This window comes from Solibacillus sp. FSL W8-0372 (assembly GCF_037969735.1).
Taxonomy (GTDB): Bacteria; Bacillota; Bacilli; order Bacillales_A; family Planococcaceae; genus Solibacillus; species Solibacillus faecavium.
Map to the genome: position 1 here is coordinate 2,591,415 of NZ_CP150204.1, position 23,876 is coordinate 2,615,290.

At 36.1% G+C, this 23,876-nt stretch carries 19 protein-coding genes; 7 read left to right on the forward strand and 12 right to left on the reverse strand.

Annotation, left to right across the window (positions count from 1 at the left end):
• Position 1: 1 nt before the first annotated feature.
• From MKY13_RS13195 to MKY13_RS13230, 8 genes are all read right to left on the reverse strand, one after another.
• Positions 2-1,450 carry an S-layer homology domain-containing protein gene (locus MKY13_RS13195; RefSeq protein WP_191700373.1) on the reverse strand — a complete coding sequence of 483 codons (1,449 nt, stop codon included), beginning with the start codon at positions 1,448-1,450 and terminating at the stop codon, positions 2-4.
• A gap of 79 nt (positions 1,451-1,529) precedes the next feature.
• Entirely contained in the window at positions 1,530-3,224 is a 1,695-nt protein-coding gene (locus MKY13_RS13200; protein ID WP_339213207.1) for a phosphate ABC transporter ATPase, read from the reverse strand.
• A gap of 173 nt (positions 3,225-3,397) precedes the next feature.
• Positions 3,398-3,571 (reverse strand): YjfB family protein, encoded by a 174-nt coding sequence (locus MKY13_RS13205; protein ID WP_339213209.1) that lies wholly within the window; start codon positions 3,569-3,571, stop codon positions 3,398-3,400.
• 169 nt (positions 3,572-3,740) lie between these two features.
• Complete coding sequence (yihA, locus tag MKY13_RS13210; protein ID WP_191700376.1) at positions 3,741-4,322, reverse strand: ribosome biogenesis GTP-binding protein YihA/YsxC; 582 nt, start codon at positions 4,320-4,322, stop codon at positions 3,741-3,743.
• On the reverse strand, positions 4,322-6,664 hold the full coding sequence (gene lon / locus MKY13_RS13215; protein ID WP_339213212.1) for an endopeptidase La: 2,343 nt from the start codon (positions 6,662-6,664) through the stop codon (positions 4,322-4,324). Before lon ends, yihA begins: the two co-directional genes overlap by 1 nt.
• A 156-nt stretch (positions 6,665-6,820) precedes the next feature.
• Complete coding sequence (gene clpX, locus MKY13_RS13220; RefSeq protein ID WP_191700378.1) at positions 6,821-8,092, reverse strand: ATP-dependent protease ATP-binding subunit ClpX; 1,272 nt, start codon at positions 8,090-8,092, stop codon at positions 6,821-6,823.
• Positions 8,093-8,512: 420 nt separating this feature from the next.
• Entirely contained in the window at positions 8,513-9,802 is a 1,290-nt protein-coding gene (gene tig / locus MKY13_RS13225) for a trigger factor (RefSeq protein ID WP_191700379.1), read from the reverse strand.
• A 109-nt stretch (positions 9,803-9,911) separates the two neighbouring features.
• Entirely contained in the window at positions 9,912-10,904 is a 993-nt protein-coding gene (locus MKY13_RS13230; protein ID WP_339216939.1) for a DUF3196 domain-containing protein, read from the reverse strand.
• Positions 10,905-11,164: 260 nt separating this feature from the next.
• Between MKY13_RS13230 and MKY13_RS13235 the strand changes: the two genes are divergently transcribed.
• From MKY13_RS13235 to nspC, 5 genes are all read left to right on the forward strand, one after another.
• Positions 11,165-11,623 carry a hypothetical protein gene (locus tag MKY13_RS13235; protein ID WP_339213217.1) on the forward strand — a complete coding sequence of 153 codons (459 nt, stop codon included), beginning with the start codon at positions 11,165-11,167 and terminating at the stop codon, positions 11,621-11,623.
• A gap of 158 nt (positions 11,624-11,781) precedes the next feature.
• Positions 11,782-12,591 carry a pyrroline-5-carboxylate reductase gene (proC, locus tag MKY13_RS13240; protein WP_339213219.1) on the forward strand — a complete coding sequence of 270 codons (810 nt, stop codon included), beginning with the start codon at positions 11,782-11,784 and terminating at the stop codon, positions 12,589-12,591.
• A 108-nt stretch (positions 12,592-12,699) separates the two neighbouring features.
• The gene (locus MKY13_RS13245; RefSeq protein ID WP_339213221.1) at positions 12,700-13,176 is read left to right on the forward strand and encodes a hypothetical protein; all 477 of its coding nucleotides are present in this window, start codon (positions 12,700-12,702) and stop codon (positions 13,174-13,176) included.
• A gap of 158 nt (positions 13,177-13,334) precedes the next feature.
• Positions 13,335-14,564, forward strand: coding sequence for a saccharopine dehydrogenase family protein (locus tag MKY13_RS13250; protein ID WP_191700384.1), 1,230 nt, complete (start codon positions 13,335-13,337; stop codon positions 14,562-14,564).
• Positions 14,564-15,754: a carboxynorspermidine decarboxylase gene (gene nspC / locus MKY13_RS13255; protein ID WP_339213223.1), complete on the forward strand. Its 1,191-nt coding sequence runs from the start codon at positions 14,564-14,566 to the stop codon at positions 15,752-15,754. Before MKY13_RS13250 ends, nspC begins: the two co-directional genes overlap by 1 nt.
• 40 nt (positions 15,755-15,794) lie before the next feature.
• Here the strand turns inward: nspC and MKY13_RS13260 are convergent, their stop codons facing one another.
• The 3 genes from MKY13_RS13260 to MKY13_RS13270 all read right to left on the reverse strand — a co-directional run bounded on the left by MKY13_RS13260 (position 15,795) and on the right by MKY13_RS13270 (position 19,023).
• Positions 15,795-16,928 carry a hypothetical protein gene (locus MKY13_RS13260; protein ID WP_339213225.1) on the reverse strand — a complete coding sequence of 378 codons (1,134 nt, stop codon included), beginning with the start codon at positions 16,926-16,928 and terminating at the stop codon, positions 15,795-15,797.
• The gene (locus MKY13_RS13265) at positions 16,915-17,412 is read right to left on the reverse strand and encodes a sigma-70 family RNA polymerase sigma factor (RefSeq protein WP_191700387.1); all 498 of its coding nucleotides are present in this window, start codon (positions 17,410-17,412) and stop codon (positions 16,915-16,917) included. Before MKY13_RS13265 ends, MKY13_RS13260 begins: the two co-directional genes overlap by 14 nt.
• Before the next feature lie 147 nt (positions 17,413-17,559).
• Positions 17,560-19,023, reverse strand: a complete 1,464-nt coding sequence (locus MKY13_RS13270) for a YdiU family protein (protein ID WP_339213228.1) — start codon at positions 19,021-19,023, stop codon at positions 17,560-17,562.
• A 204-nt stretch (positions 19,024-19,227) separates the two neighbouring features.
• On the opposite strand from MKY13_RS13270, the gene MKY13_RS13275 reads away from it, so the two are divergent.
• The gene (locus MKY13_RS13275) at positions 19,228-19,824 is read left to right on the forward strand and encodes a biotin transporter BioY (RefSeq protein WP_191700389.1); all 597 of its coding nucleotides are present in this window, start codon (positions 19,228-19,230) and stop codon (positions 19,822-19,824) included.
• Between the two features lie 136 nt (positions 19,825-19,960).
• Positions 19,961-20,410 carry a universal stress protein gene (locus MKY13_RS13280; RefSeq protein WP_191700390.1) on the forward strand — a complete coding sequence of 150 codons (450 nt, stop codon included), beginning with the start codon at positions 19,961-19,963 and terminating at the stop codon, positions 20,408-20,410.
• 104 nt (positions 20,411-20,514) lie between these two features.
• Here MKY13_RS13280 and MKY13_RS13285 read toward each other — a convergent pair whose 3' ends face one another.
• Positions 20,515-23,712, reverse strand: coding sequence for a DEAD/DEAH box helicase (locus MKY13_RS13285; RefSeq protein ID WP_339213232.1), 3,198 nt, complete (start codon positions 23,710-23,712; stop codon positions 20,515-20,517).
• Between the last annotated feature and the right edge of the window lie 164 nt (positions 23,713-23,876).

The window sequence follows — 23,876 nt, forward strand, 5'->3', positions numbered from 1 at the left end:
CTTAGTTAAAGAACAGAATATTGTCACGGTAGTTTTCTTTTAAATCGTTTTCTAAATAGCGTAAAAATCGTTCAATGATTGCCGAAGATTGTGCACGTGTTAACGTATCTTTCGGATTAAAATAACCGTTGCTGCCGGACATTAACCCTAACTGTGTCGCTACATATACGGCATCTCGTGCATAATCTGTAATTCTGTAGTCATCTTTATAATCCGTTGTATAGCCTGGATCTGGTGCTTTCCCTTCTAAACCAAGGGCACGTACTAAAATTGTCGCTGCTTGCTGACGTGTTAAAAATCCATCAGGGTCAAAAGTATTCGGTGTCGTCCCTTTAATAACCCCTTTATTCACTGCTGCAACTAAATAATTGTGATCTTTCGTAGTGCGCTTTACATCTTTAAAAATGGTCGGCTGGGAAGTAGGACGGCGATTGTTTTGCTCTTCCAATACACGCAGGTCTATTGCTTTACCGATTGCAATGGCAAAGTCTAAACGTTGCACTGGTGTATTAGGAGAGAAGAAGTTGGATTGATCCTCCAAAATCCCAAGCGAATATAATTTTTCAATTTGTTCACGTGCCCAATTTGTTGATAAATCACGGAATTTTGGGATCTTCAGCATTTCTAGCTTTGGCATATAGTCAATGCTACTTGCCACTTTTCCTCTTCCGGCAGGTAAATCGTATTCATATTCAGATAATGAATCTGCCGAGCTAACTGTTTTATAGTTGCCGTTAAAGCTGGATAAAGTAGCATCACTTTGATTGAAGTCCAAAGTGCGTGATTTAGCTGTAGAAACTTTGTTTTTTACCGTTCCGATTGAGCCATCTTCATACACAATTTCAAAATCGGTAATTTGAGTTTCAGTGGCACCCCAGAAGTTTTCATATCCTTCATTTCGGCTGCTTGCCTCTACTGTAATTGTTTTTGTTACTGCATCTTTTCCTCGACCTGTCGATTCGGTATATGTTTTACGGGCAATCGCTTCTCCAGAGTAATAGTCAGATGCTGGACGCTTGTCTGTAATTGTACTTTTTGAAAGTTGGTAATCCGCTAATGTAAATGTACGGTCACCAATAGTAATTTTTTCTGTAAATTTTGTTACGCTACCAGTCGCTGAACTTTGACCGACCTGGTCATAGTTTGTTACATCATATGTATACGTAAAGTTTCTCGTTAATTTTTCTCCACTTGGTCCTGTTAACGTAAATTTATATGTTTCAGTTAATTTACCTTGACGCTCTGTTTTGTTTACAGAAACGTTTTTATTAGTTCCCGTAAATTTAATTGGTTTCCCTGTTAAAAAGAAATACTCTTCGTATTCATACTCATTTTTAACTCCACCTGTTAAATCGATTGACTGGGCTGAACTACTCGACGGGTGGACGAGTAGTACTATAATTAAAAATGAACATGCTGCTACAAAGTTTAAGTTAAACTTTTTCCTCACAAATTCGTCCTCATTTCCTTAAATTATTCCGCAAAATAGTATTGGCATGTGAGAGGCACATCCCACATGCCTTATCAGTTTAGTTTATAAGTAGTACATACACATCAGATGTCGAACGTGCAACAGCTGTTACTTGACTTCCTTTATTAATTTCCTCAATATCAACCACTTTTCCATCTTTAACAATCATTGCTTTGGATAAGTCTAATGTAAGTGAACCGTATCGGAAGTTCCAATGGCCGTCGTTCCCCCACTGGCTACTATTAATAACTGAAATCTTTTTCGTATTGAAATTCACCGAGCTTACTCGTCCTGTCAAAGTTAACGTTGCCAATCTTTCATTTGGAACAAAGTGAATGCCTTGAATATGTCCATCCTTTACATAGAAGTATGCATAATAAGGATTTGGCGAGTTTGTATAATTATCATATAAATCTAAGTCCAATTCAGGTATTACTTTAAATTGCTTTGTCCCATCCAGTTCAGATGCAATTGTAGAATTGCTGTATCCAAATTGGGAAATTTGATTATCTGAACTCCAGAAATGATTATCAAAACGTTGCAAATCAGATAAGTCCACTTCATATGCGTCTAAATCTGCGACATCAATTCGGCCAAAGTAAAGTTGGTATTTTGATAAATTCGGCGCTAAAAACGCATCATTTGTAACATTTACAATATGCGCATAGTCATTTTTCGCACCACCATCCGTTAATACAAAGGCTGTTGTAGAAATAGGTTTTTGTGCTAAATCCAATGCGATTAATCCTTCAGGTTCTACTAATCGACCGTTGCGTATTAAAATCGATCCATTATGATAATTTAATTTCTGTGTATTTTTTAATTCCAGCACATTTACACCAATATTCACACGATTAATTGGTTGATAGAATGTACGTTCATTTTTGGCTAATACAATAATTTTATCGATAACTTCTTTATTAAACTGTTCTTTTGTTACAAAATAAATATCGCTGTTGTTATAGTTTTTCAATTGATTTTTTGATATTTTTTTATTCCCTGCATAAATGGTTGTATTATTAGTAAAGTTGAAAGTAGCCTTTGTTTTTATGTTTCCAGTTCCGAAACGCCAATTCAATAAAGTATGGGCATTTTGAACATTTATTGTATTTTTATTAGTATTAACCGTATTTAAATTTGCTTTGTATAAATCTGCAACCATGTTGGCTGTACTCATAATATTAATCTCGGCAATACGAGATGTATTGGCTGTAGCAAATTTTAAACGTACACGGTCCCCTACATATAGGGTACTAATATCTACAAAAGATTTCCCTTTAAACACTTCTGTATTATTAGTTACAGTAAACGTTTTCGTCGATGCCCCATCTACCTTTACGCGGACTTGTAGACCGTTTGGATCGATTTGGGTAACTACACCTGATATTTGTTTACTATTTTCAACAATTGAACCATCCCCGTCATTTGTAGAACCGCGTAATTCAGTGATCTTACCTGATTTTAGTTTAATCGTGACATTCATACCCGCTTTAAAACCAGCTATATTTGTCAGCGTATTATTAATATAGAATTTACCTGTATTTGAAAGGCTGAATGTTGCTGTTTTTCCAGAACTATTTTTTAAAGTGACGCTTTTTAATGTACGCGTCACCGTTCCATTCTTATCTTCATTTTCATTATAATTTGCTTTCATAAAGGTATATGTAGTAGATGCTTCAGCTTGTTGACCTAGCGGTAGAATTGCTAAAGCAAGTGTAATTGCTGTCAACAGTGTTACTATTTTTTTAAGCAATTGTTTCTCCTCCTCATTCATTACTTCCCATAATTTTTATTTCAAATAGTCTTACTTAACCTCATTTCTTCCAATTCACAACCCTTTAATTTGTATAAATTTACAAATAATACTGCATTAACTATTTAAGTTTACCAAATTACCTAGGTATTTGCATCGTAAGTCTTAATTAATTAAATAGAGATATCAATTGTATGACCTAGAGTTGGGTGAGATACATTCGTTACTTCTATTAATTGTTCTATGCTTTGTTCTTGAAATTCCATCGATTGTTTTGTAACAGCTATTGAAACATTTTGCATTAAATCTACTTGTTTCATCGAGATTGCTAAAGCTGCGATATCCATATGTAGCACCTCCTACAATTTTTATCGACAAATCCATATTAATATCAAGTAATTATTATAATTTTGATGAAGGTTAACCTTTTAATTAAAGCAAAGGGTTGTTTGACTTTTAAAAATTTACAAACAAAAAAGAACAACTCCGAATTTAATCGAAGTTGTTCTAATTTAATTACATACGCGATTCAATTTCAGCCCAGGCCTCTTCGAAGCCAAGACCTTTCTCTGAAGAAAACACGATTAATGGATCCTGTTTATCCATTTGCAACGTTTCTCGCACATGCTTTTTATGCTTATCCCATTTACCTTTCGGGATTTTGTCAGCCTTTGTCGCTACTACGATAACAGGAATATTATAATGCTTTAAGAAATCATACATCATACAGTCATCATTAGTGGGATTGTGACGAATATCAATAATTAATACAACGGCTCTTAATTGGTCGCGTCCCATGAAATATTTTTCAATCATTTTTCCCCATGCTGCACGTTCTGATTTTGAAACTTTTGCATAGCCGTATCCTGGAACGTCAACATAATAAAGTTGCTCTTCAATTTTATAGAAATTCAACTGTTGCGTTTTACCAGGTTTTGACGAAATACGTGCCATTGCTTTACGGCCAATCATACGATTAATAAACGAAGATTTGCCGACATTTGAACGACCCGCTAACGCAAATTCAGGTAGCCCGTCTTCCGGGAACTGTTCTGGTCGGACAAAACTGCCGATCATTTCAACGTTATGGACTTTCATTACTTTTTAAAACCTCCATCTAGTGCAAGAGCAAGAACTTCTTCCGCCTGTGACACTAGTTTAAATGTGAGTTGCTCACGAATTGTTTCTGGAATATCATCAATATCACGCTCATTGTCTTTCGGGATAATAATCGTCGTTAATCCTGCACGGTGAGCACTTAAAGATTTTTCCTTTAGGCCACCGATTGGTAATACCCGACCTCTTAAAGTTACTTCCCCTGTCATCCCAATTTCGCGTTTAATTGCTTTTCCAGTTATAGCTGAAACGATGGCTGTTGTCATCGTTATACCAGCTGAAGGACCATCCTTTGGCACTGCGCCTTCTGGAACATGGACGTGAATATCATGTTGATCAAAATAATCTGAATCAAGTCCTAAATTATCTGTTAATGTACGGACAAATGATAGTGCAATTTGTGCGGATTCCTTCATTACATCTCCAAGCTTCCCTGTTAGGATTAGTTTTCCTTTACCAGGTGTTAATGAAACCTCAATTTGTAAAGTATCTCCGCCAACAGTAGTGTAAGCAAGACCTGTTGCAACACCTACTTGATTTTCAAGCTCTGCTTGTCCGTAACGGAAGCGATGTTTGCCAAGCATATCCACTAATACTTTGGAGCTAACAGTCACTTTTTTCTTTTCACCTGAAACAATGATTTTTGCAGCTTTACGACAAACAGTTGCTACTTGTCGCTCTAATCCACGAACTCCTGCTTCACGTGTATAATAACGAATCAAATCCGTAATTGCTTCGTCTTTTATAACTAATTGCGCTTTCTTTAAACCATGTTCCTTCGTTTGTTTCGGAATTAAATGGTTTTTCGTAATTTCAATTTTTTCATACTCCGTATATCCGGCAATATTAATAATTTCCATACGATCAAGAAGTGGGCCAGGTATTGTGCTTAAATCATTTGCTGTTGCAATGAACAGTACATCTTGCAAGTTATATGGCTCTTCAATGAAGTGATCACTAAATGTATTGTTCTGCTCTGGATCCAGAACTTCCAACATAGCAGCAGAAGGATCTCCACGGAAATCGTTTGACATTTTATCAATTTCATCAAGTAAGAATACAGGATTTGTTGTACCTGCTTTTTTCATTCCTTGAATAATACGGCCTGGCATAGCACCTACATACGTACGACGGTGACCGCGAATTTCCGATTCATCACGTACACCACCAAGTGAAACTCGGACAAATTTACGATCCAAGCTCTCTGCAATGGAACGTGCCAAACTTGTTTTACCAACACCTGGAGGTCCTGCTAAACAAAGAATAGGACCGCGTAATGAATTCATTAACTGACGGACTGATAAATATTCCAAAACACGCTCTTTTACTTTTTCTAAACCGTCGTGATCACGATTTAAAACTTCTTCAGCGTGAGCAATATCTATACGGTCTTCCGTTTTCTCTGTCCAAGGTATTGAAACAAGCCATTCCAGATAGTTACGAATAACACCACTTTCTGCACTTGCAGCAGGCAATTTTTCATAACGATCAAGCTCTTTTAACGCCACTTTTAATGTGGAATCAGGCATGCCTGAGCTATCAATTTTTTTGCGAAGGTCGGCAACTTCCCCTGTTTTCCCTTCACGATCACCAAGCTCTGTTTGAATTGCTTTCATTTGCTCACGTAAATAATATTCTTTTTGCGTGCGCTCCATCGCTTGCTTCACTTTTGTACTGATTTTTTTCTCGAGATTTAAAATCTCCTGCTCATCATGTAGACGAATCATTAAGTGGTCTAAACGTTTCTTAATGTTAGTGATGTCTAACACTTCCTGCTTCTCATTAATTTTAAATGGTAAATGAGAGGCAATTACATCCGCTAATCGACCTGGTTCTTCAATATCGAGAACAGATTCGATTGTTTCAGTTGTAATTTTATTTGATGATTTTGCATATTTTTCGAAATAAGATAGAACTGTACGCATTAAAGCTTCTGTTTCGGAATCTTTAAATTGATCGTCTTCAAATATTTCTAAATCTGCAATTGCAAATTTTTCAGCATCTTTGTAACTTACCATCTCCGCACGGTTTAAACCTTCAACCAATATGCGTAATGTGCCGTTTGGAAGCTTTAGCATTTGTTTAACTTTCGCTAAAGTACCCATTTTATAAAGATCTGATTTTACGGGTGAATCAACACGTAAATCCTTTTGAGTTACTAAAAAGATTGTACTGTCTCCAAGCATCGCATGTTCAAGTGCAGCAATGGAACGTTCTCTACCAACATCAATATGTAAAACCATTGTTGGGTAGACAAGAAGTCCTCTTAACGGTAAAACTGGCATATTTGATAATTTTTTTGTCACGCGGGTATTCACCTCCATCCAAATCTTAAAAACAACCCGCATTATAAGTATGTGTCAGCTATTCATAAAATTTTCATCCAACCAATATGTATATCCTTTTTGTAAGAAAAAGCTGACTTTGGACTTGCTTAAGAAGTCTAAGTCAGCTACATAATTGGAAACATTCAGCAAAAATTATGCTGAGGTTTTTTCGTTATCATCTTTTTTCAATACTGAACCATCATCCAAAATTAATTTTGGCTCTGCTTTATCACGAATTGTCTCTGCCGTGATGACACATTTTTTAATGTCTTCACGTGAAGGTAATTCAAACATAACGTCCAGCATTGTTACTTCGATAATAGAACGAAGTCCACGAGCACCTGTTTTACGTTCGATCGCTAATTTTGCAATTTCAACTAATGCCTCATCTTCAAACTCAAGCTCAACATTATCCAGTTCTAGCATTTTTTGATATTGTTTTGCCAAAGCGTTTTTAGGCTCTGTTAAAATTTGAACTAACGCATCTACATTTAACTGCTCTAACGTTGCCAATACTGGTAAACGACCAATAAATTCTGGAATAAGTCCAAATTTCAATAAGTCTTCCGGAATTAATTGGGACATAATAGAAGCATCTTCATCAACACCGTTATTTATAGTAGAAGCAAATCCGATTACTTTCTCACCTTGACGACGTTTAATAATCGTCTCGATTCCGTCAAACGCTCCACCAACAATGAAAAGAATGTTTGATGTATCAATTTGTAAAAACTCTTGGTGTGGATGCTTACGACCGCCTTGTGGAGGAACGCTAGCTACAGTACCTTCTAGAATTTTAAGTAAAGCTTGTTGTACACCTTCACCAGATACATCGCGTGTAATTGAAGGATTTTCAGATTTACGAGCCACTTTATCAATCTCGTCAATATAAATAATCCCTTTTTCGGCACGCTCAATATCATAATCAGCAGCTTGGATTAATTTTAAAAGAATATTTTCAACATCCTCACCAACATAACCTGCTTCAGTTAAGCTAGTTGCGTCAGCAATCGCGAATGGTACATTTAAAATACGTGCCAATGTTTGAGCAAGTAAAGTTTTACCGCTACCAGTTGGGCCGATTAAAACAATATTTGATTTCGATAATTCAACATCGTCAATTTTCGAATTTGAATTAATACGTTTATAGTGATTATAAACAGCAACTGCCAAAGCTTTTTTTGCCCGTTCTTGTCCGATAACATATTCACCTAATATATTTAAAATTTCTTTAGGCTTCGGAATATCTTTGAACTCAATTTCCTCTTCGATTCCTAGTTCTTCTACTACGATCTCTGAGCAAAGCTCGATACATTCGTCACAAATATATACGCCTGGTCCTGCAACCAGTTTACGAACTTGTTCTTGTGGCTTACCACAAAAAGAGCATTTTAAATTGCCTTTTTCATCATTAAATTTAAACAATTTGGTTCACCCCTATTCAAGCAACAATCTTACAAGATTCTAGTTGTTTTATCAAATAAATTGATTGCATATTGTTACTGTCTTAATTTATGTCTTATGAATTTCACGTTAGTGCTTCAACATTCATTGGATTTTATTGTATCTTTTTCTCCACAAATATTCAAATACCCTAACAATTATATGTATGTATTCAAATCACAAATAATTTAACCTATATTATCTTTTTAATTTTTAAGTGATAAAACAAGGCACGGAAAAACCGCACCTTGTTAAAATTTTGATTTAATTTATTTATTACTAGCTAACTCATATATGAAAGACGGTAGCCCAGCGATTAAACTAATAATAATCGACAATGTTAATAGTTAGCCATGGTTATTAAACAAAGTACGATTTAATAAATTATATCAATTAAATAAATTAGTTAGTAATTTTAGCGTTTTCAACTAGGAATTCAACTGTTTTTTGTGTACGGATATCGTTCTCAAGAACTTTTGTTCCGCCTAAAGCAGTTAAAATTTGGTCATTTGACATACCAAATTGTGCAGCCATTTTTTCAAGCTCAACATTGATGTCTTCTTCAGTTACTTCAATATTTTCTGCTTGACCGATTGCTTCTAACACTAATGTTACACGTACACGGTTTGCAGCTTCTTCAGCCATTTGAGTGCGTAATGCTTCTTCGTCTTGACCAGAGAATTGGTAGTATAAATCTAGGTTCATACCTTGCATTTGTAAGCGTTGACCGAACTCTTGTACCATACGGTCTACTTCTGTGTTGATCATACCTTGTGGAATTTCAACTTCTGCATTAGCAGCTGCTTTTTCTACAAGTTCATCACGTAATGATGCTTCTGAATCAGCTTCTTTGTTAGCTAAAGTAGTTTCTTTTAACTTTGTACGTAAAGCTTCTACTGTTTCAACTTCTGGGTCCATTTCTTTTGCGAACTCATCTGTTAAGTCAGGTAATACTTTAGTTTTTACTTCTTTAACTGTTACTACGAATTTCGCTTCTTTACCAGCTAATTCAGCAGCATGGTACTCTTCAGGGAAAGTAACTACAACATCTTTAGTTTCGCCAGTTTTAGCGCCTACTAATTGCTCTTCGAAACCTGGAATGAATGATCCAGAACCGATTTCTAATGCGTAATCTTCACCTTTACCACCTTCAAATGCTTCTTCGCCTACGAAACCTTCGAAATCGATAACAGCAGTATCGCCTTCAACGATTGCTTCATCTTCTTTGATTTCAAGTTCAGCTTTTTTAGCTAATTGAGCATCGATTAAAGATTGAACTTCTTCGTCAGTTACTTCTGTAGCTTGTTTAGTTACTTCTAAACCTTTATATTCGCCTAATTTTGGTTCTGGTTTCACAGTTACTGTTGCAGTGTAAGTGAAATCAGTACCTTTAGCGAAGTTTTCTGTACCAGCGATTTCTGGGTAATCAACCGGCTCAATACCAGCTTCATCTAAAGCAACTGGGTATGAAGAGTTGATAACGATTTCTAAAGCATCTTGGTAAAGAGCTTCTACACCGTACATTTTTTCGAATACATTACGAGGCATTTTTCCTTTACGGAAACCAGGTACGTTAATTTGTTTTACTACTTTTTTAAAAGCTTGGTCTAAAGCTTTATCAACTTCTGCTGCTTCTACAGTAACAGTTAATAAACCTTCGTTACCTTCTTGTTTTTCCCATTTTACTGACATATATATTACCTCCAAAGTTAACATTCGTTTGAATAAACAAACTCGTCATATATATTGTTTGACAACCATTTTAGTATAACATAGATGAACAATGTTTCAACTTTTTTCACTACTCTTGTAAATCTGATATTTTTTCTATGTTCTGTAAAAACCCCGCTATTTCACCATTTATTTCCACGGTTTTGCCAAACATGGATTTAACAAATTCAATATAACTTAGTGCAACATCCTCGCTTCGGAAAATGGTCCATTCGAACGGATAAAGGACAATGGCATGCTTAGCCATTAACTGCTGTACAAACTCCAGTGTAGAGGGCTCTTGTAATAGTTCTTCCGTTATAATCGCTGCAATTTCTTCATATTGAGGCATTTTTGTTGGCAAAGGTAATTCAGAAGGGTTAATCTTCCTTGTCATGTTGAATTTAGCTATATTCAACTCCAGATTAACTTCCTGTTCTACCAGCAAAATAAGCAGCAAACTTTGAATAAATGGGTGCACATTTTCTGTTTCAATAATGGCTTTAATTTCTGTTATATATGGGCGAATATTCATTTCAGGCAGCTCATTTATCAACATTAGCTGTTCTTGTACAGATAACTTCAGGAACTCACTTGCGATAATTTCAAAATTCTCTTCAATATCGACTAATGGAGGAGACTGTAACTGAGATTCCTGGTTTTCTGCTATATGCGCATTTAAGTTTTTTAAACGCTCAAACTTTTCGACTTCATGCTCTGGTATTAACTCTTCATCAAACAATGATTCAATAATTTTCTCCACTTGTTTAAATTGGCGCAATTGCATACAAATTGTTAAGTAAAGTTCCATCACTTCAAAATACATACTTGGACCAATTGCCAATAGTTCTTCACATATTTGTTTTGCCCTTTCAAAATTTTTTACTTCATATAAAGAATAGGCAAAAACACTAAGTGATAATTCATCCCCTTCTCCTAATAGCAATGCTTGCTCAAATAATTCATTCGCTTCTTTATAATGGAACGTCTCGGCTAAATGTTTCGCTTCATTAAATAGTCGATCTACTGTACCCGGAAATAAAATTACTTTTCTTTTGTTTGTGTTGTTACTGTTTTCTTTCATCGTAATCACTCCATTGATGACAAAGGTAATCTTCGCATCCTTTATCAATTGCACTTATTTTAACGTTGTTACCATATTTCAACAATATGTTCACAAAATTTATACTTATATTAATTTACAATACTAAAAAAAGTTATATACTAAGTACTAGTATTTTTGAAATTCTTGCTATTATTTAAGGCTCTAATTCAATATTCCCATTCTACTTAGTAAATAATCGTAGTAAAAAACATCCACTATTCATAAAAGGAGTGTCTATTATGGTAGTACTATCGGAAAATGTACTGCTACAGTTTAAAAATCGGTTCGAAAATTCATTGGAAAAGCTGCCGATTAGTGTAGTAAGTCGAAGTACAGCAATTGTAAACGATGTAGAGTATCCAGTAAAATTTGATTTCATAACGGAAACGATTGTTGATTATAAAGGACAAAGCGTAACTACTTATATTATTGAAATCGAAGGAACAATTCCAGGGACGATTAAAATTGGATCCATCACGGTTTTACCTCAGCACATACACCTTACCTGTGAATACGAAATTTTAACGATCACAAATAATGAACTAAAAAAGTTAGTAACAAATGATAAGCCGTTGTTATTATACAGTGAGTGGCTATTAGAAGCGATCGAAAATGAAATATTAGTCTTGGAAGTAAAAGCCGACAATGATCAACTAGTCGACTGGCCTGTCGGGATTAAAAACGCATATTTTTTATAAAATAATAGAGTACATAGCATTCACCATCTTCCTTAAATAGAAAGATGGTGAATTTTTTTAATCTTTTTAGCTGATAATACGTTCTATTTGCATTGAACTTTCAGTGCTGTATACTAAGCGCTATGCATATTTTTAATGAATGAAAGTGGGATATATTTATGAAATTCGGATTTATCGGTCTTGGAAACATGGCATACGCGATTATTAATGGAATGATTACAAGTGGACAATTTAATCCTACAGATGTATATGGGATTAATCGTAGCATCGAAAAAACAGAGGCACTCATCAGCCAATATGGGATCCAAACTGCAGATTCAATAGAGCATCTCATGTCACAAGTAGATGTCGTTATTATTGCAGTAAAACCTCAAATGTTTGATCAAGTAATTCCAGCAATTCAACAAAATTTAAAGAGCAATCATATTGTTATTTCGATTGCTGCCGGAAAATCACTTGACTATTTACATCGTGAGCTTGGGGCACAGACACCTATTTTCCGTGTCATGCCTAATATAAATTCAACTATTGGCGCATCTACAAGCTGTTTTTCAACACTCATAGGAAATGACGAACAAAAAGCTATTGTTGAAAAGCTGTTTGCTACAGTAGGAACGATTGATGAACTTCCTGAAGAATTATTTTCAATATTTACTACGATTGGTTGCGCCTCCCCGGCCTTTACTTACCTGTACATTGATTCGTTGGCACGTGCTGCTGTCCGCGAAGGTATGCCAAAAGATATGGCACTTAAAATTGCAGCAAGTTCTGTATTGGGTAGTGCTAAAATGGTATTACAATCTGACTCCCACCCATGGCAATTAATCGATCAAGTATGCTCTCCAGGTGGAACGACAATTCAAGGTATCACATCCCTGCAAGTGAACCATTTCGAAAGTACAATATATGAAGCAGTTGATGCCGTTACAAACCGCGATACTGTTCTTCAAAAGCAAACAGTTAAATAGTCTATTACCTAGTGAAATCAAATTTCACTAGGTTTTTTCATCTTGCTTTACTTTTTTATCATAGTATAATTACCTTTATTTAGTAAATCATTCAATAAGAGGTGTATCATGACTTTAACGTTGCGAGTCTTAGCCATTATCCTATTCAGTTCCTTTCTTATTTCCGCTTCAAGTGAAGCAGCAACCGGTGAAAAAGGGCATGCACTTCAATACCAATATGAAATAATAGAACAAAACGATAAAATTTTTTGGAACATTCAGTTTGAAGATCAATTTCTGCAGATTAAAGAAAGTGAAAAATCTGCTGAAGCCTTGTTGCAGTTCAGAAGCTTGATTGAACAGGCTACAAGTAACGTTCTACCATTAATCTTTTATAGTTGCTTTATATTATTTACAATCGTTTTGACAGTAACATTCATACTAATTAAACCAAAGCGCTTAAAACACCCACTCTATTTGAGTTGCGTCTTCATCTCTTGCCTGTTCCTGTTCAAAAGTTATTCCTACTATGAAATCCTTCAGCATACTAAAGCTAATTTACGCTATTATTATCTATTGCTTGAAATGATTAATTCTTCTCATTAACATGTAAAACAACTATGTTTTGCATGTTTTTATAATTATCTCTAAAACTTGTAAAAAAATACGAGAACATAATTGCTAAGTCACGTACTATTCTATATAATCAATCTTGTTTCAAATTGAAACACAATTAAATTATAGATTGGGAGCGTGACAAGAAATTGGGTAAAGCATTGATTATTGGAGCTGGCGGTGTAGCTAGCGTTGTCGTACATAAATGTGTACAAAACTCAGAAGTATTCGAAGAGATTATGATCGCAAGTCGAACAAAGTCTAAATGTGATGCTTTAAAAGAAAAATTAGATGGTGGAAAAACGATTATTCATACAGCACAAGTGGATGCAGATAACACCGAGGAACTAATTGACTTAATCAATGGATTTAATCCAGATGTGGTGATCAATGTAGCTTTACCATATCAAGACTTAACTATTATGGATGCATGTTTAGCAACTAAGACTCATTATGTAGATACAGCAAACTACGAGCCTTTAGATACTGCTAAATTCGAATATAAATGGCAATGGGCGTATAAAGAACGTTTTGAAGAAGCAGGCATTACTGCGCTTCTAGGTTCAGGTTTTGACCCAGGTGTAACAGGCGTATTCACAGCGCATGCACAAAAGCATCATTTCGATGAAATTCATTACATCGATATCGTTGATGCTAATGGTGGAGACCACGGACTTCCATTCGCAACAAACTTCAACCCGGAAATCAACATTCGCGAAATTACTGCGAACGGTCGTTTCTGGAAAGATGGCGAGTGGGTTGAAACGGAGCCTTTAGAATATAAAACAGTTTATAACTTACCGGAAATCGGTGAAAAAGATTGCTACCTTCTATACCATGAAGAATTAGAATCTTTAGCGAAAAACATTAAAGGTTTAAAACAAATCCGCTTCTGGATGACGTTTGGCGAAAAATACTTAACACATTTAAACGTTCTAGAAAATGTAGGTATGACTTCAATTGAGCCAATCGAATTCCAAGGACAAATGATTCAGCCAATCCAATTTTTAAAAGCTGTTTTACCAGATCCAGCAACACTTGGACCTCTTACAAAAGGTAAAACAAACATCGGCTGTATCGTTCGCGGTATTAAAGACGGTAAAGAAAAAACTTACTATGTATACAATGTATGTGATCACCAAGAATGCTACAGAGAAGTTGGCTCACAGGCGATTTCTTACACAACTGGTGTACCGGCAATGATAGGCGCTATGCTTGTAATGAACGGCGAATGGCAAAAACCAGGTGTATGGAATGTGGAAGACTTCAATCCAGATCCATTCATGGACGCTTTAAACAAATGGGGCTTACCATGGCACGAAACTGAAAATCCTGAATTAATCGACTTAGAATTCACTTCTAACGGAGTAACAAAATAATGGCTGATGTAAAAATGAAGAAGCCTATTATGGAGGAAGCTTTAGCAGAAGAAACGGGCATCGATTGGTCACAGGCTCCGTCTCCGGCATTCGTAGTTGACGAGCGATTACTCGAGCGCAATTTAAAGCTATTAAAATCTGTACAAGATCGTACAAATTGTGATATTTTACTTGCACTTAAAGGGTTTTCAATGTGGTCAACATTTCCGATGGCGCGCAATTATTTAGCTGGCATTACGTCTTCTTCATTATTCGAGGCACGTCTTGGCTATGAAGAATTCGGTAAGGAAGTACATGCTTATGCCCCTGCTTATGCAGAACATGAAATTGATGAATATTTAACATATGTCGACCATATTGTATTTAACTCTTTTGATCAGTTAAATAAATATAAAGATAAAGTGTTGAATCACGAGAAAAATATTTCAATCGGCTTACGTGTAAACCCGGGCTATTCAGAGGTGGAAACACCACTTTATGATCCATGCTACATTAATTCACGTTTAGGTATCCCGTTTGAATCATTCAAGCCAGATGAGCTAGACGGTGTGGAGGGTATTCATTTCCACGCTATGTGTGAGCAAGGTGCGGAAGTGCTGGAACGTATTTTAGTTCATTTTGAAGAAAAATACGGAAAGTACTTACACCAGATGAAATGGATTAACTTCGGTGGTGGTCATCATATTACAAAACCAGGTTATAACGTAGAACTATTAGTGTCGTTAATTAATCGTATTCAGGAAACATACGACGTAAAAGTAATTATAGAGCCAGGTGAAGCCATTGCACTGAATACAGGTTATTTAGTAGCAACAGTGCTTGATATCGTTCATAACGGTATGGAGCTTGCAATTGTAGACTCTTCTGCTACTTGTCATATGCCGGATACGCTTGAGATGCCATACCGCGCACATATTATCGGTTCTGGTCAACCAAACGAAAAAGCATATACGTACCGCTTAGGTGGTATGACATGCTTAGCCGGCGATATTATTGGAGATTACTCATTCGATGAGCCACTTCAGGCAGGCGACAAAATCGTCTTTACAGATATGGCGCACTATACGATGGTGAAAACACATATGTTCAACGGTGTGAATTTGCCGAGTATTTGCACTTACAATGATGAACTAGGAATAAAAGTTATTCGTTCATTCCAGTTTGAAGATTATAAAGGTCGTTTATCATAAGAAAAAGCAGAAACGTTTTATTGCGTTTCTGCTTTTTTCTTTATTCAAGCGGAATATAAATAGGCCGACTAAACGATGGCTGCCATATACCTTGCTCATTTTTTTCCATTCTCACTTCTGCAGGTAATCCATTTTCCCCAGTATAAACAACCCAGCCTTCTGTTTCTGAGCGTACTTCAAAGGTTGCCTTTTCTATACCATTAAAGCCACTTGCAATCATTAAACGATTTAGTTCTGGTGTATATAACTGTTGACGCACAGCTTTTGTTGTTTCATAATACTGCTTTACTTCAATAGTGTGTTTATTTTCAACATTTGTAAAAAGGGCTTCATATGTTTCATAATCTTGTTCACTTTCACTTAATAAAAACATTTTTGTAATCGCAATGGGTGAAATACCACGCAAGCGTTCCAAATCATAATCCGTTTTAAATGCCTCATAAACAGCTTGTTCTTCAGGTGTCAATGTAAGCGCTAATTCATCTGGAGCATAAATAGCAGTCACCTTGCCTGCTAGTTGAGCATCCTTAATTTTTAATAATTGCTGATGGTCTTCTTTATTGTAAACAAGCAGCTCGTCCTTAGCAGTATCTACCGTTTCATTGGCAAAAGGTGTGAATTGTATACCCCACTCATAAAAATAATATGGGTTTTTAAAGGGATCTTTCTGTTCTGCCTCCCCTATTTTCTTTCCAAGCCCTCGGACAGTTAATATCGTACCATTTACTCGAATTTGCCCTTCATCCATTGTCACCGAATCATTCGCTAAACCGAGCACTGTTGATACAACGATTCCCTCAGGACCGTAATATGCTACATAATCTCCATATGTAATTTTGGCCTCTTCATCTATCACCATCCGAAAGCCATGCAGCATCCATTGTTCACCTAGTAGATACGCGGTTTTGGGTTTAATCACCTCTAACGCATTAACATCCTTAATAATTGGCAATAGTGGATTCCCTTCATTCGCTGTCTGGACAATTTGCTGTGGGGCGAACTGAGCATATACTATCATTCCAATTAAACAGCACATTGCAACAGAAACCGATAGTACTTGCCAATTGCGTTTTTTCGGCTTTCGCTTCGTCTGTAACAATCGCTGCTTGAGCTCAGTTGTATAAGGTGCATCCTGCTGCAATTCCCGCTTCAGCTGATTTTTAAATTCCTTCATAAAATAGCGCCTCCAATTCCTGATCATTTTTTAAAAGCTCTCTCGCCCGACGAATTCTTGTACGAACGGTATTTTGTGAAACCATGAGTAAATCAGCAATTTCTGATACCTCAAATTCCTCATAGTAAAATAAAATAATGACCTCACGATAATGAACAGGCAAGGCGAAAATATGTTGTTTTAATGTTGTGAAAGCTTCTATCTCTAAATATGCTTGTTCACTTGAAGGTACATTTTTACGGATTGGTATTAATTTTGTTAGAAGTGCTTTTCTCTTTTGTTTGCGTAGCTCATCATGACAACAATTAATCGCTATACGAGTTAAATAGGTTTTCAGTGAAGCTTCACTACGGAAATTTTCTTTATGTAATAGAAACTTCATTAAGACGTCCTGTGTAATTTCCTCTGCAATTTGACGATCCTTTACGTATAAATAGCTAAAATGATATAAATATTCTCCATATTGTTCTACAATTTCCTCCACCGACCACTCACCTCTTTTCAATTCTACAACTTAGACGTTTGCTTTTTAAAAAATTGTTCAAAATCTTCCATAATAATTTCTTCAAGGCTAATTATGATACAAAAAAAGAGCACGGTTTCAACTTTAACGTTGTACCGCGCTCGATTTTTATGTGCCGCAATAACTGACAAATGGTGGTTCTTCATCTGTTGGCGGCTGTGTATATTTTGAAAACTGTTCATTTGTATCATAGGGATTTGATAAGACTTGAAGCATTTCGGCAAACATTGAAGGATTGCCTGCAATAAATTCTTCTATAGCTTGTTCTACTAAATGATTTCTTGGAATTACGGAAGGATTAACCGATTTCATCACCTGTAAAGTTTCTTCTTTTGTCATGTCCTGTTGATCAATACGCTCGAACCAGGCTTTTTCCCATTGTTTGAACTGTTCTGATTGGAATAATTTATTGTTTGGTCGTTCTCCCTCTGCCAATGAACGAAACGTATTCGTATAGTCCGCTTCATTGTATTCCATTAACTGAAGCAAATCGTTAATAAGCTGTTCATCCTGATCACCCGGATAGAGAAGTCCGAGCTTTTCACGCATTTCACTATAATAATGTACTTCATAAACAGAAGGGAATTTTTCTAGAATACCTTGTGCTAAACGAACCGCCTCTTCTTCATCCTCATGAATTATTGGCAATAAACTTTCTGCAAATCGTGTTAAATTCCAAGCAGCAATTGCAGGTTGGTTACCATAAGCATAACGTCCTTGAGTATCAATTGAACTAAATACAGTAGATGTGTCATACGTATCCATAAAAGCACATGGACCATAATCTATTGTTTCACCGCTTATTGTCATGTTATCCGTATTCATTACACCGTGAATAAAGCCAACACTTTGCCATTTTGCAATTAGTGCCGCTTGCTTTTCTAATACAGTTTCTAATAATGCAATATAAGGATTATCTACTTTACGAATCTTAGGATAGTGCCGGTCTATCGCATAATCCGCTAATGCTTTTACGTCAGACAATTCTCCAAATTGAGCTGCATATTGAAATGTACCGACGCGCAAATGACTAGCCGCTATACGGGTTAAAACAGCACCATCAAGTGCCTTTTCACGATAAATAACATCCCCTGTTGCAGCAATCGCTAAGCTACGTGTGGTAGGAATTGAAAGTGCATGCATCGCTTCGCTAATAATAAATTCTCTCAACATTGGACCTAATGCCGCTCTTCCGTCTCCCCCTCGTGAATACGGTGTGCGCCCTGAGCCTTTTAATTGAATATCATAGCGTTCCCCATCTTTTGTAATATGCTCGCCAATTAATAGTGCTCGTCCATCTCCTAACATATTGAAATGGCCAAATTGATGTCCCGCATATGCTTGGGCAATTTGCGCTGCCCCTGAAGGCATTTCATGTCCGGCTAAAATTGCCGCCCCTTGCTCTTTTAATTCATTTGCATCTAAATCCATTCTATCTGCTAGCGTACGATTAAAAAGGACAATCGCTGGTGCAGTAACTTTATTTGCCGCTATCTCGGTATAAAACATTTGTGGCAAATTCATATAACTATTATCAAAACGAAAACCAAAATTGTCTTCTTTTTCTGTCATTGTTTTTCGCCTCATTTCTTTTAGTTGATACATTTATTATAAACCTTTTAAGATTAGTTAACCAAAATCCGGTCTTTTAAAACGAAAACTGTAATCTAGTCTCATTTTAGTTAACCAAAAATAAATTTTAGTTGACACAACTCGTTTTACATTTTATATTTACGTTAACCGAAAAAATATTCTAGTTAACAAAGGGGTTAGAAAATGGAAACCGTTCACAAAACACAAACCTTTAAAACAGTAGATTTAATTTACAGTGCTTTGTTTGCAACATTAATTATGATTGGTGCAAACATAACATCATTTGCACCCTTCTTAACAGTGGGTGGTGTACCAATTACATTACAAACTTTTTTTGCTATTTTAGCAGGATTAGTTCTAGGATCTAAAAAAGGAGCCATTGCTTGTACTGTATACATGGCTATTGGACTTGCTGGTGCACCGGTGTTTTCAAAATTTACAGGTGGCTTCTCAGCAATTTTGCTACCGACATTCGGTTTTATTGTTACATTTATCGTTAGTGCCTATATTGCCGGTAAAATCGCTGAAACATACAAAACTAGACTTGCCTATATTATTGCGGCAGTTATAGCGATGGCTATTAATTATATTCTAGGAACAACTTGGATGTATTTTGCTTATACATTATGGGCAGCGGCGCCAGAAGGATTTTCCTACAAACTGGCTTGGTTATGGATGATTCCACCGATGCCAAAAGATATTATTCTAGCTATTTTTGCAGGATTCTTTGCTTTCCGTATTCAAAAAGTTTTAAAGATCCTTCCGATTAAACACTCGTAAACAGTTGGAAATGTGGAGAGAAACTGCTTTTTGCTGGACACATTTATCCTTTTTTATACAATATTTTGGCGCCATCATTATACCGAAATCTATTTATTTGATATAATTTATCATATTGATAAAGGAGGAATTCCGTATGGCAAATCATTATCAAAATATCGTTGTGGCAGTAGATGGCTCTGAGTTAGGCGAACTCGCTTTTCAAAAATCAATTGATGTAGCAAAACGTAATATTGGCTCGACTTTACATATCATCCACGTAATCGATACAAGCTTTTCCGCATCTTTTGATATGCTTTATGATAATATGGTCGAATTAGTCCGTAAGCACGGTGAAGTGTTATTGGACCGCTATGAATTAGAAGCAAAAGAAGCTGGCATTGTAAATGTTAATAAGATTTTAACTAAAGGTACTCCGAAAAATGTTTTATCCAAAAAGCTTTCAGAACATGCGCCTGCAGATATTATTATTTGTGGTGCAACAGGTTTAAATGCAATGGAGCAAATGTTCATGGGCTCCAGTACTGAAGCAATCGTCCGACATGCAACTTGTGATGTATTAATTGTACGTACACCTATCAAATAGGAAAAAAGGTTATGAGGCTAATTAATGTCCTCATAACCTTTTTAAATTATGCACGATGCGAACTTACTTTTAAAAGCTCCTCTTACGTGAACATATGCAAAAAGTTAAATCATTAAAATTTCACGGATGTCTTGCTCGGTTAATCTACTGTTAGACTGGTCATCTCCATCCAAAATATCGGAAATGAGCAGTTTCTTTTTTTGCTGAAGTTCACTCATCTTTTCCTCTATCGTCCCATTTGTAATAAGTTTGATAACTTGTACAACTTCCTTTTGTCCCATTCGATGCGCACGGTCAGCTGCTTGTTCCTCTACTGCCGGGTTCCACCATAAATCATATAAAATCACGGTATCTGCCCCTGTTAAATTCAACCCTGTTCCTCCTGCTTTTAACGAAATTAAAAACAAATCGCGCTCTCCATTATTAAAAGCATTGCAAAGAGTTACACGCTCCTCTGATGGAGTTTGACCATCCAGGTAAAAATACGATTCCCCACGCTTGGATAGCTCAGTTGCAATCATTTTCAGCATTTGCGTAAACTGCGAAAATATTAGCACACGGCGACCTGATGCTTTCGATTGCTCCAACAGGTGAAACAACTGCTCAAATTTTGCAGAACTTCCTTTATAACCTTCGACAAATAGGGCCGGGTGACAGCAAATTTGCCGTAGTCGGGTTATGCCCGCCAAAATTCGAATACGATTTTTATGAAACGTCTCTTTGTCTAAATGTTTCATTGTATCCACCCGTAACTTTGCCAAATACGCTGCATATAACGCTTTTTGCTCGGGAAAAAGTTCCGTTTTTTCGATTATTTCCTCTTTTTGAGGAAGCTCGTTCAGCACCTGTTCTTTCATACGGCGCAACAAAAACGGTCGAACTCTACGTGCAATATCTTTCCGTTGCATATGTCGGAACTCTTCTAGCTCCCGGAATAGCTGAGGAAAAACAACGCGATAGATTGACCATAATTCGGACAAGGAATTTTCAATTGGTGTACCCGTTAAGGCAAAACGGTTGGTCGCGTTAATTTTTTTGACTGTACGTGCCGTTTGAGTTACCGGATTTTTAAATGCCTGTGCCTCATCAAAAAATACCGTATGGAAATGTTGTCGTTCATAAAATGATATATCACGTCGCAATAACGGATATGTTGTAATTACAACATCTTGTTCTTCCATTGATCGCAGTAGGGCCCTTCTCTCTGACACATCCCCATCCACAACAATTGCTTCAACTTCTGGAGCAAATTGCATGAACTCATATAGCCAATTGTAAGAAAGTGATGATGGACAAACGATTAATACAGGTTGTTTATTCGCACGGACTATTTCTAATTCGGACAAGATAAACGCAATACTTTGAATCGTTTTGCCAAGTCCCATATCATCTGCAAGTACACCGCCAAATCCATAATTGGAAAGTAATTTTAACCAATTGTAACCATGCTTTTGATAATCTCTAAGAATAGATTGTAGACTTGGCGGAACTTCGAACGTTAGTGATGCTGGATTTAACAATTGTCCGGTAAATTCTTTAAACGATTGTTCCGCTTCAAAAATTGTACTCTCTTCAAATTGCTCCAAAAACGGCAAGCTATCTAAAATCGGCATGTTAAACGTTAATTCGTATTCATCATCTTGTGCTGGTATGGCTCTTAAAAAGCGCTGAATTTCTTCTATTTCCCTCGTTTCCAATGACAGCAATGCTCCATCTTTCAGTCGGTAATATTTTTGCTTCACTTTAATAGCCGCTAAAATTTCTTTTATCTGCTTATTCGAAACCCCATCCATTTCAAATTTAAATTCAAGCCAATTTGTCCGTTCTTTTTGTACATTTACTCGAATTTTAGGGAAGTTATTTTCCTTTGCAATACGTAATTTAACAGAATTTGTTGCATAAATTTGAGCGAGCTTTGTTAATTTCGGAAGTTGGTGAAATAAAAAATTATATTCGAGCTCCTCATTTTGCATATAGTAACCGCCATCTGTTTTCGTAAATCCACTTTCATCCATCAACGCTAAAATAGTTGACTCCTTTTCAATATCTCGAATAATTAGCACTTCATCCGATATGTCATATTCACTTAATGGTTGAATAACAAACTGCCCATATTGAAACTCCAAACCTGCAAGAAAGCGATTATTCACACGATCTAAATAAACATTAGCAACTAATGGTGTTTGCATTTGCTGTAATGAAAGGGCTCTATCCATTGTAACGTTACCGATCTTTTTCAACTTCGGAATAATCTGCTCTAAAAAGTAGTTCCAATGTGATTGCTCGATTATTAACTTGGATTGCTGTTGAAGTATTTTCTTTAATTCCAATAGTTGCGTCATACTTTCATCGCTAATTTGTGTCATTTCTCCATCAAACAGTACTAAGTGATAACTACGTAGTAAGACCGTTCGTTCAATTCCTTCTATAGTAAGCTCATAATGCTCACCTTTTTCATTGATGAAAAAATGAAGCGCTGTAGGTCGAGCTAAAAGTTTAATCCCAATATAGCTTTCATTTTGATAATTGACTGAAACATCTTTTATTTCCGAGAGTAATGAAGCAAGGTGATGCCATGATGATGGCGGAATGACCAATAGATGTTCTTTAAAATGGATTGGCTTATTTTGCGTAGTTTCTATATATAATGCATCGTCTTCTACTATTTTGATAAGGAGCTGTATCATAGCATCGTGCTGTGTTTCGAAGCAGAATCGCTCAAAGTTATAAACCGTTCTTTCTGAAATCCGATATGATTTTTTATTTTTAATATGTGTTAAAAAATCACGAATAGATAACACCCGTTCCCCATTTACTTGGAGCTGGATAGCAAAAAGTGTGTCACCTTCTATAGATTGGACTGGTGTCAGCGAAAAGTGCACATCCATTATTTCTCGCTTTTCAAAATGGCGTTGCTGACGACTCGTTTGTACTTTTGGCTCTTTGAAAATAGAAAGAAAGCTATTTTCAAAATCTAAATTCTGCTCAATAGGAATCGTATGCGAAGAAGGAGATGTTTTTTTATTACGATTTAAAATAGCAATAAGCACCGCCGCAACATGTTGACAGCTTTTACTGTAGCCCTCTAATGTCGGGCAGCTACAGGAGGTTTTAAACTTACCAGTAGTCTCTTTTTCCACACGGACAATGAATTGTTCTGTACTTTTCACAACCGCTTCTCCGAAAATATCCGTATATTGCAGGAAATTTACTTTCCCTGTTTGATAAAAAGTCTGTCCTTTTTTAAAAGAAACGGTCCCGCATAGATCTTTTATCTGATTTTCCGAAAGTTTAATATCCATGCTGATCCCCCTTTTTCTTTTTAGTTCATTTTCTCATGTACCACATCGAAATACTAGCTCCAAGCAATTCATAGAAAAAATATTCACCTTTCAATACATATTTATTGTAAATCGATAAATATAATCTTATTATCAATATAAATTTAAAATAGCGAGGTGGAATT

Bases quoted from the DNA above. Each gene is read 5' to 3' on its own strand.
- MKY13_RS13245 (WP_339213221.1), top strand. From the start codon at position 12,700: ATGACTTTAACGTTGCGAGTCTTAGCCATTATCCTATTCAGTTCCTTT.
- MKY13_RS13205 (WP_339213209.1), bottom strand. From the start codon at position 3,571: ATGGATATCGCAGCTTTAGCAATCTCGATGAAACAAGTAGATTTAATG.
- MKY13_RS13285 (WP_339213232.1), bottom strand. From the start codon at position 23,712: ATGGATATTAAACTTTCGGAAAATCAGATAAAAGATCTATGCGGGACC.
- MKY13_RS13260 (WP_339213225.1), bottom strand. From the start codon at position 16,928: ATGAAGGAATTTAAAAATCAGCTGAAGCGGGAATTGCAGCAGGATGCA.
- MKY13_RS13235 (WP_339213217.1), top strand. From the start codon at position 11,165: ATGGTAGTACTATCGGAAAATGTACTGCTACAGTTTAAAAATCGGTTC.
- MKY13_RS13230 (WP_339216939.1), bottom strand. From the start codon at position 10,904: ATGAAAGAAAACAGTAACAACACAAACAAAAGAAAAGTAATTTTATTT.
- lon (WP_339213212.1), bottom strand. From the start codon at position 6,664: ATGGAGGTGAATACCCGCGTGACAAAAAAATTATCAAATATGCCAGTT.
- MKY13_RS13280 (WP_191700390.1), top strand. From the start codon at position 19,961: ATGGCAAATCATTATCAAAATATCGTTGTGGCAGTAGATGGCTCTGAG.
- tig (WP_191700379.1), bottom strand. From the start codon at position 9,802: ATGTCAGTAAAATGGGAAAAACAAGAAGGTAACGAAGGTTTATTAACT.
- MKY13_RS13275 (WP_191700389.1), top strand. From the start codon at position 19,228: ATGGAAACCGTTCACAAAACACAAACCTTTAAAACAGTAGATTTAATT.
- MKY13_RS13270 (WP_339213228.1), bottom strand. From the start codon at position 19,023: ATGACAGAAAAAGAAGACAATTTTGGTTTTCGTTTTGATAATAGTTAT.
- nspC (WP_339213223.1), top strand. From the start codon at position 14,564: ATGGCTGATGTAAAAATGAAGAAGCCTATTATGGAGGAAGCTTTAGCA.
- proC (WP_339213219.1), top strand. From the start codon at position 11,782: ATGAAATTCGGATTTATCGGTCTTGGAAACATGGCATACGCGATTATT.
- yihA (WP_191700376.1), bottom strand. From the start codon at position 4,322: ATGAAAGTCCATAACGTTGAAATGATCGGCAGTTTTGTCCGACCAGAA.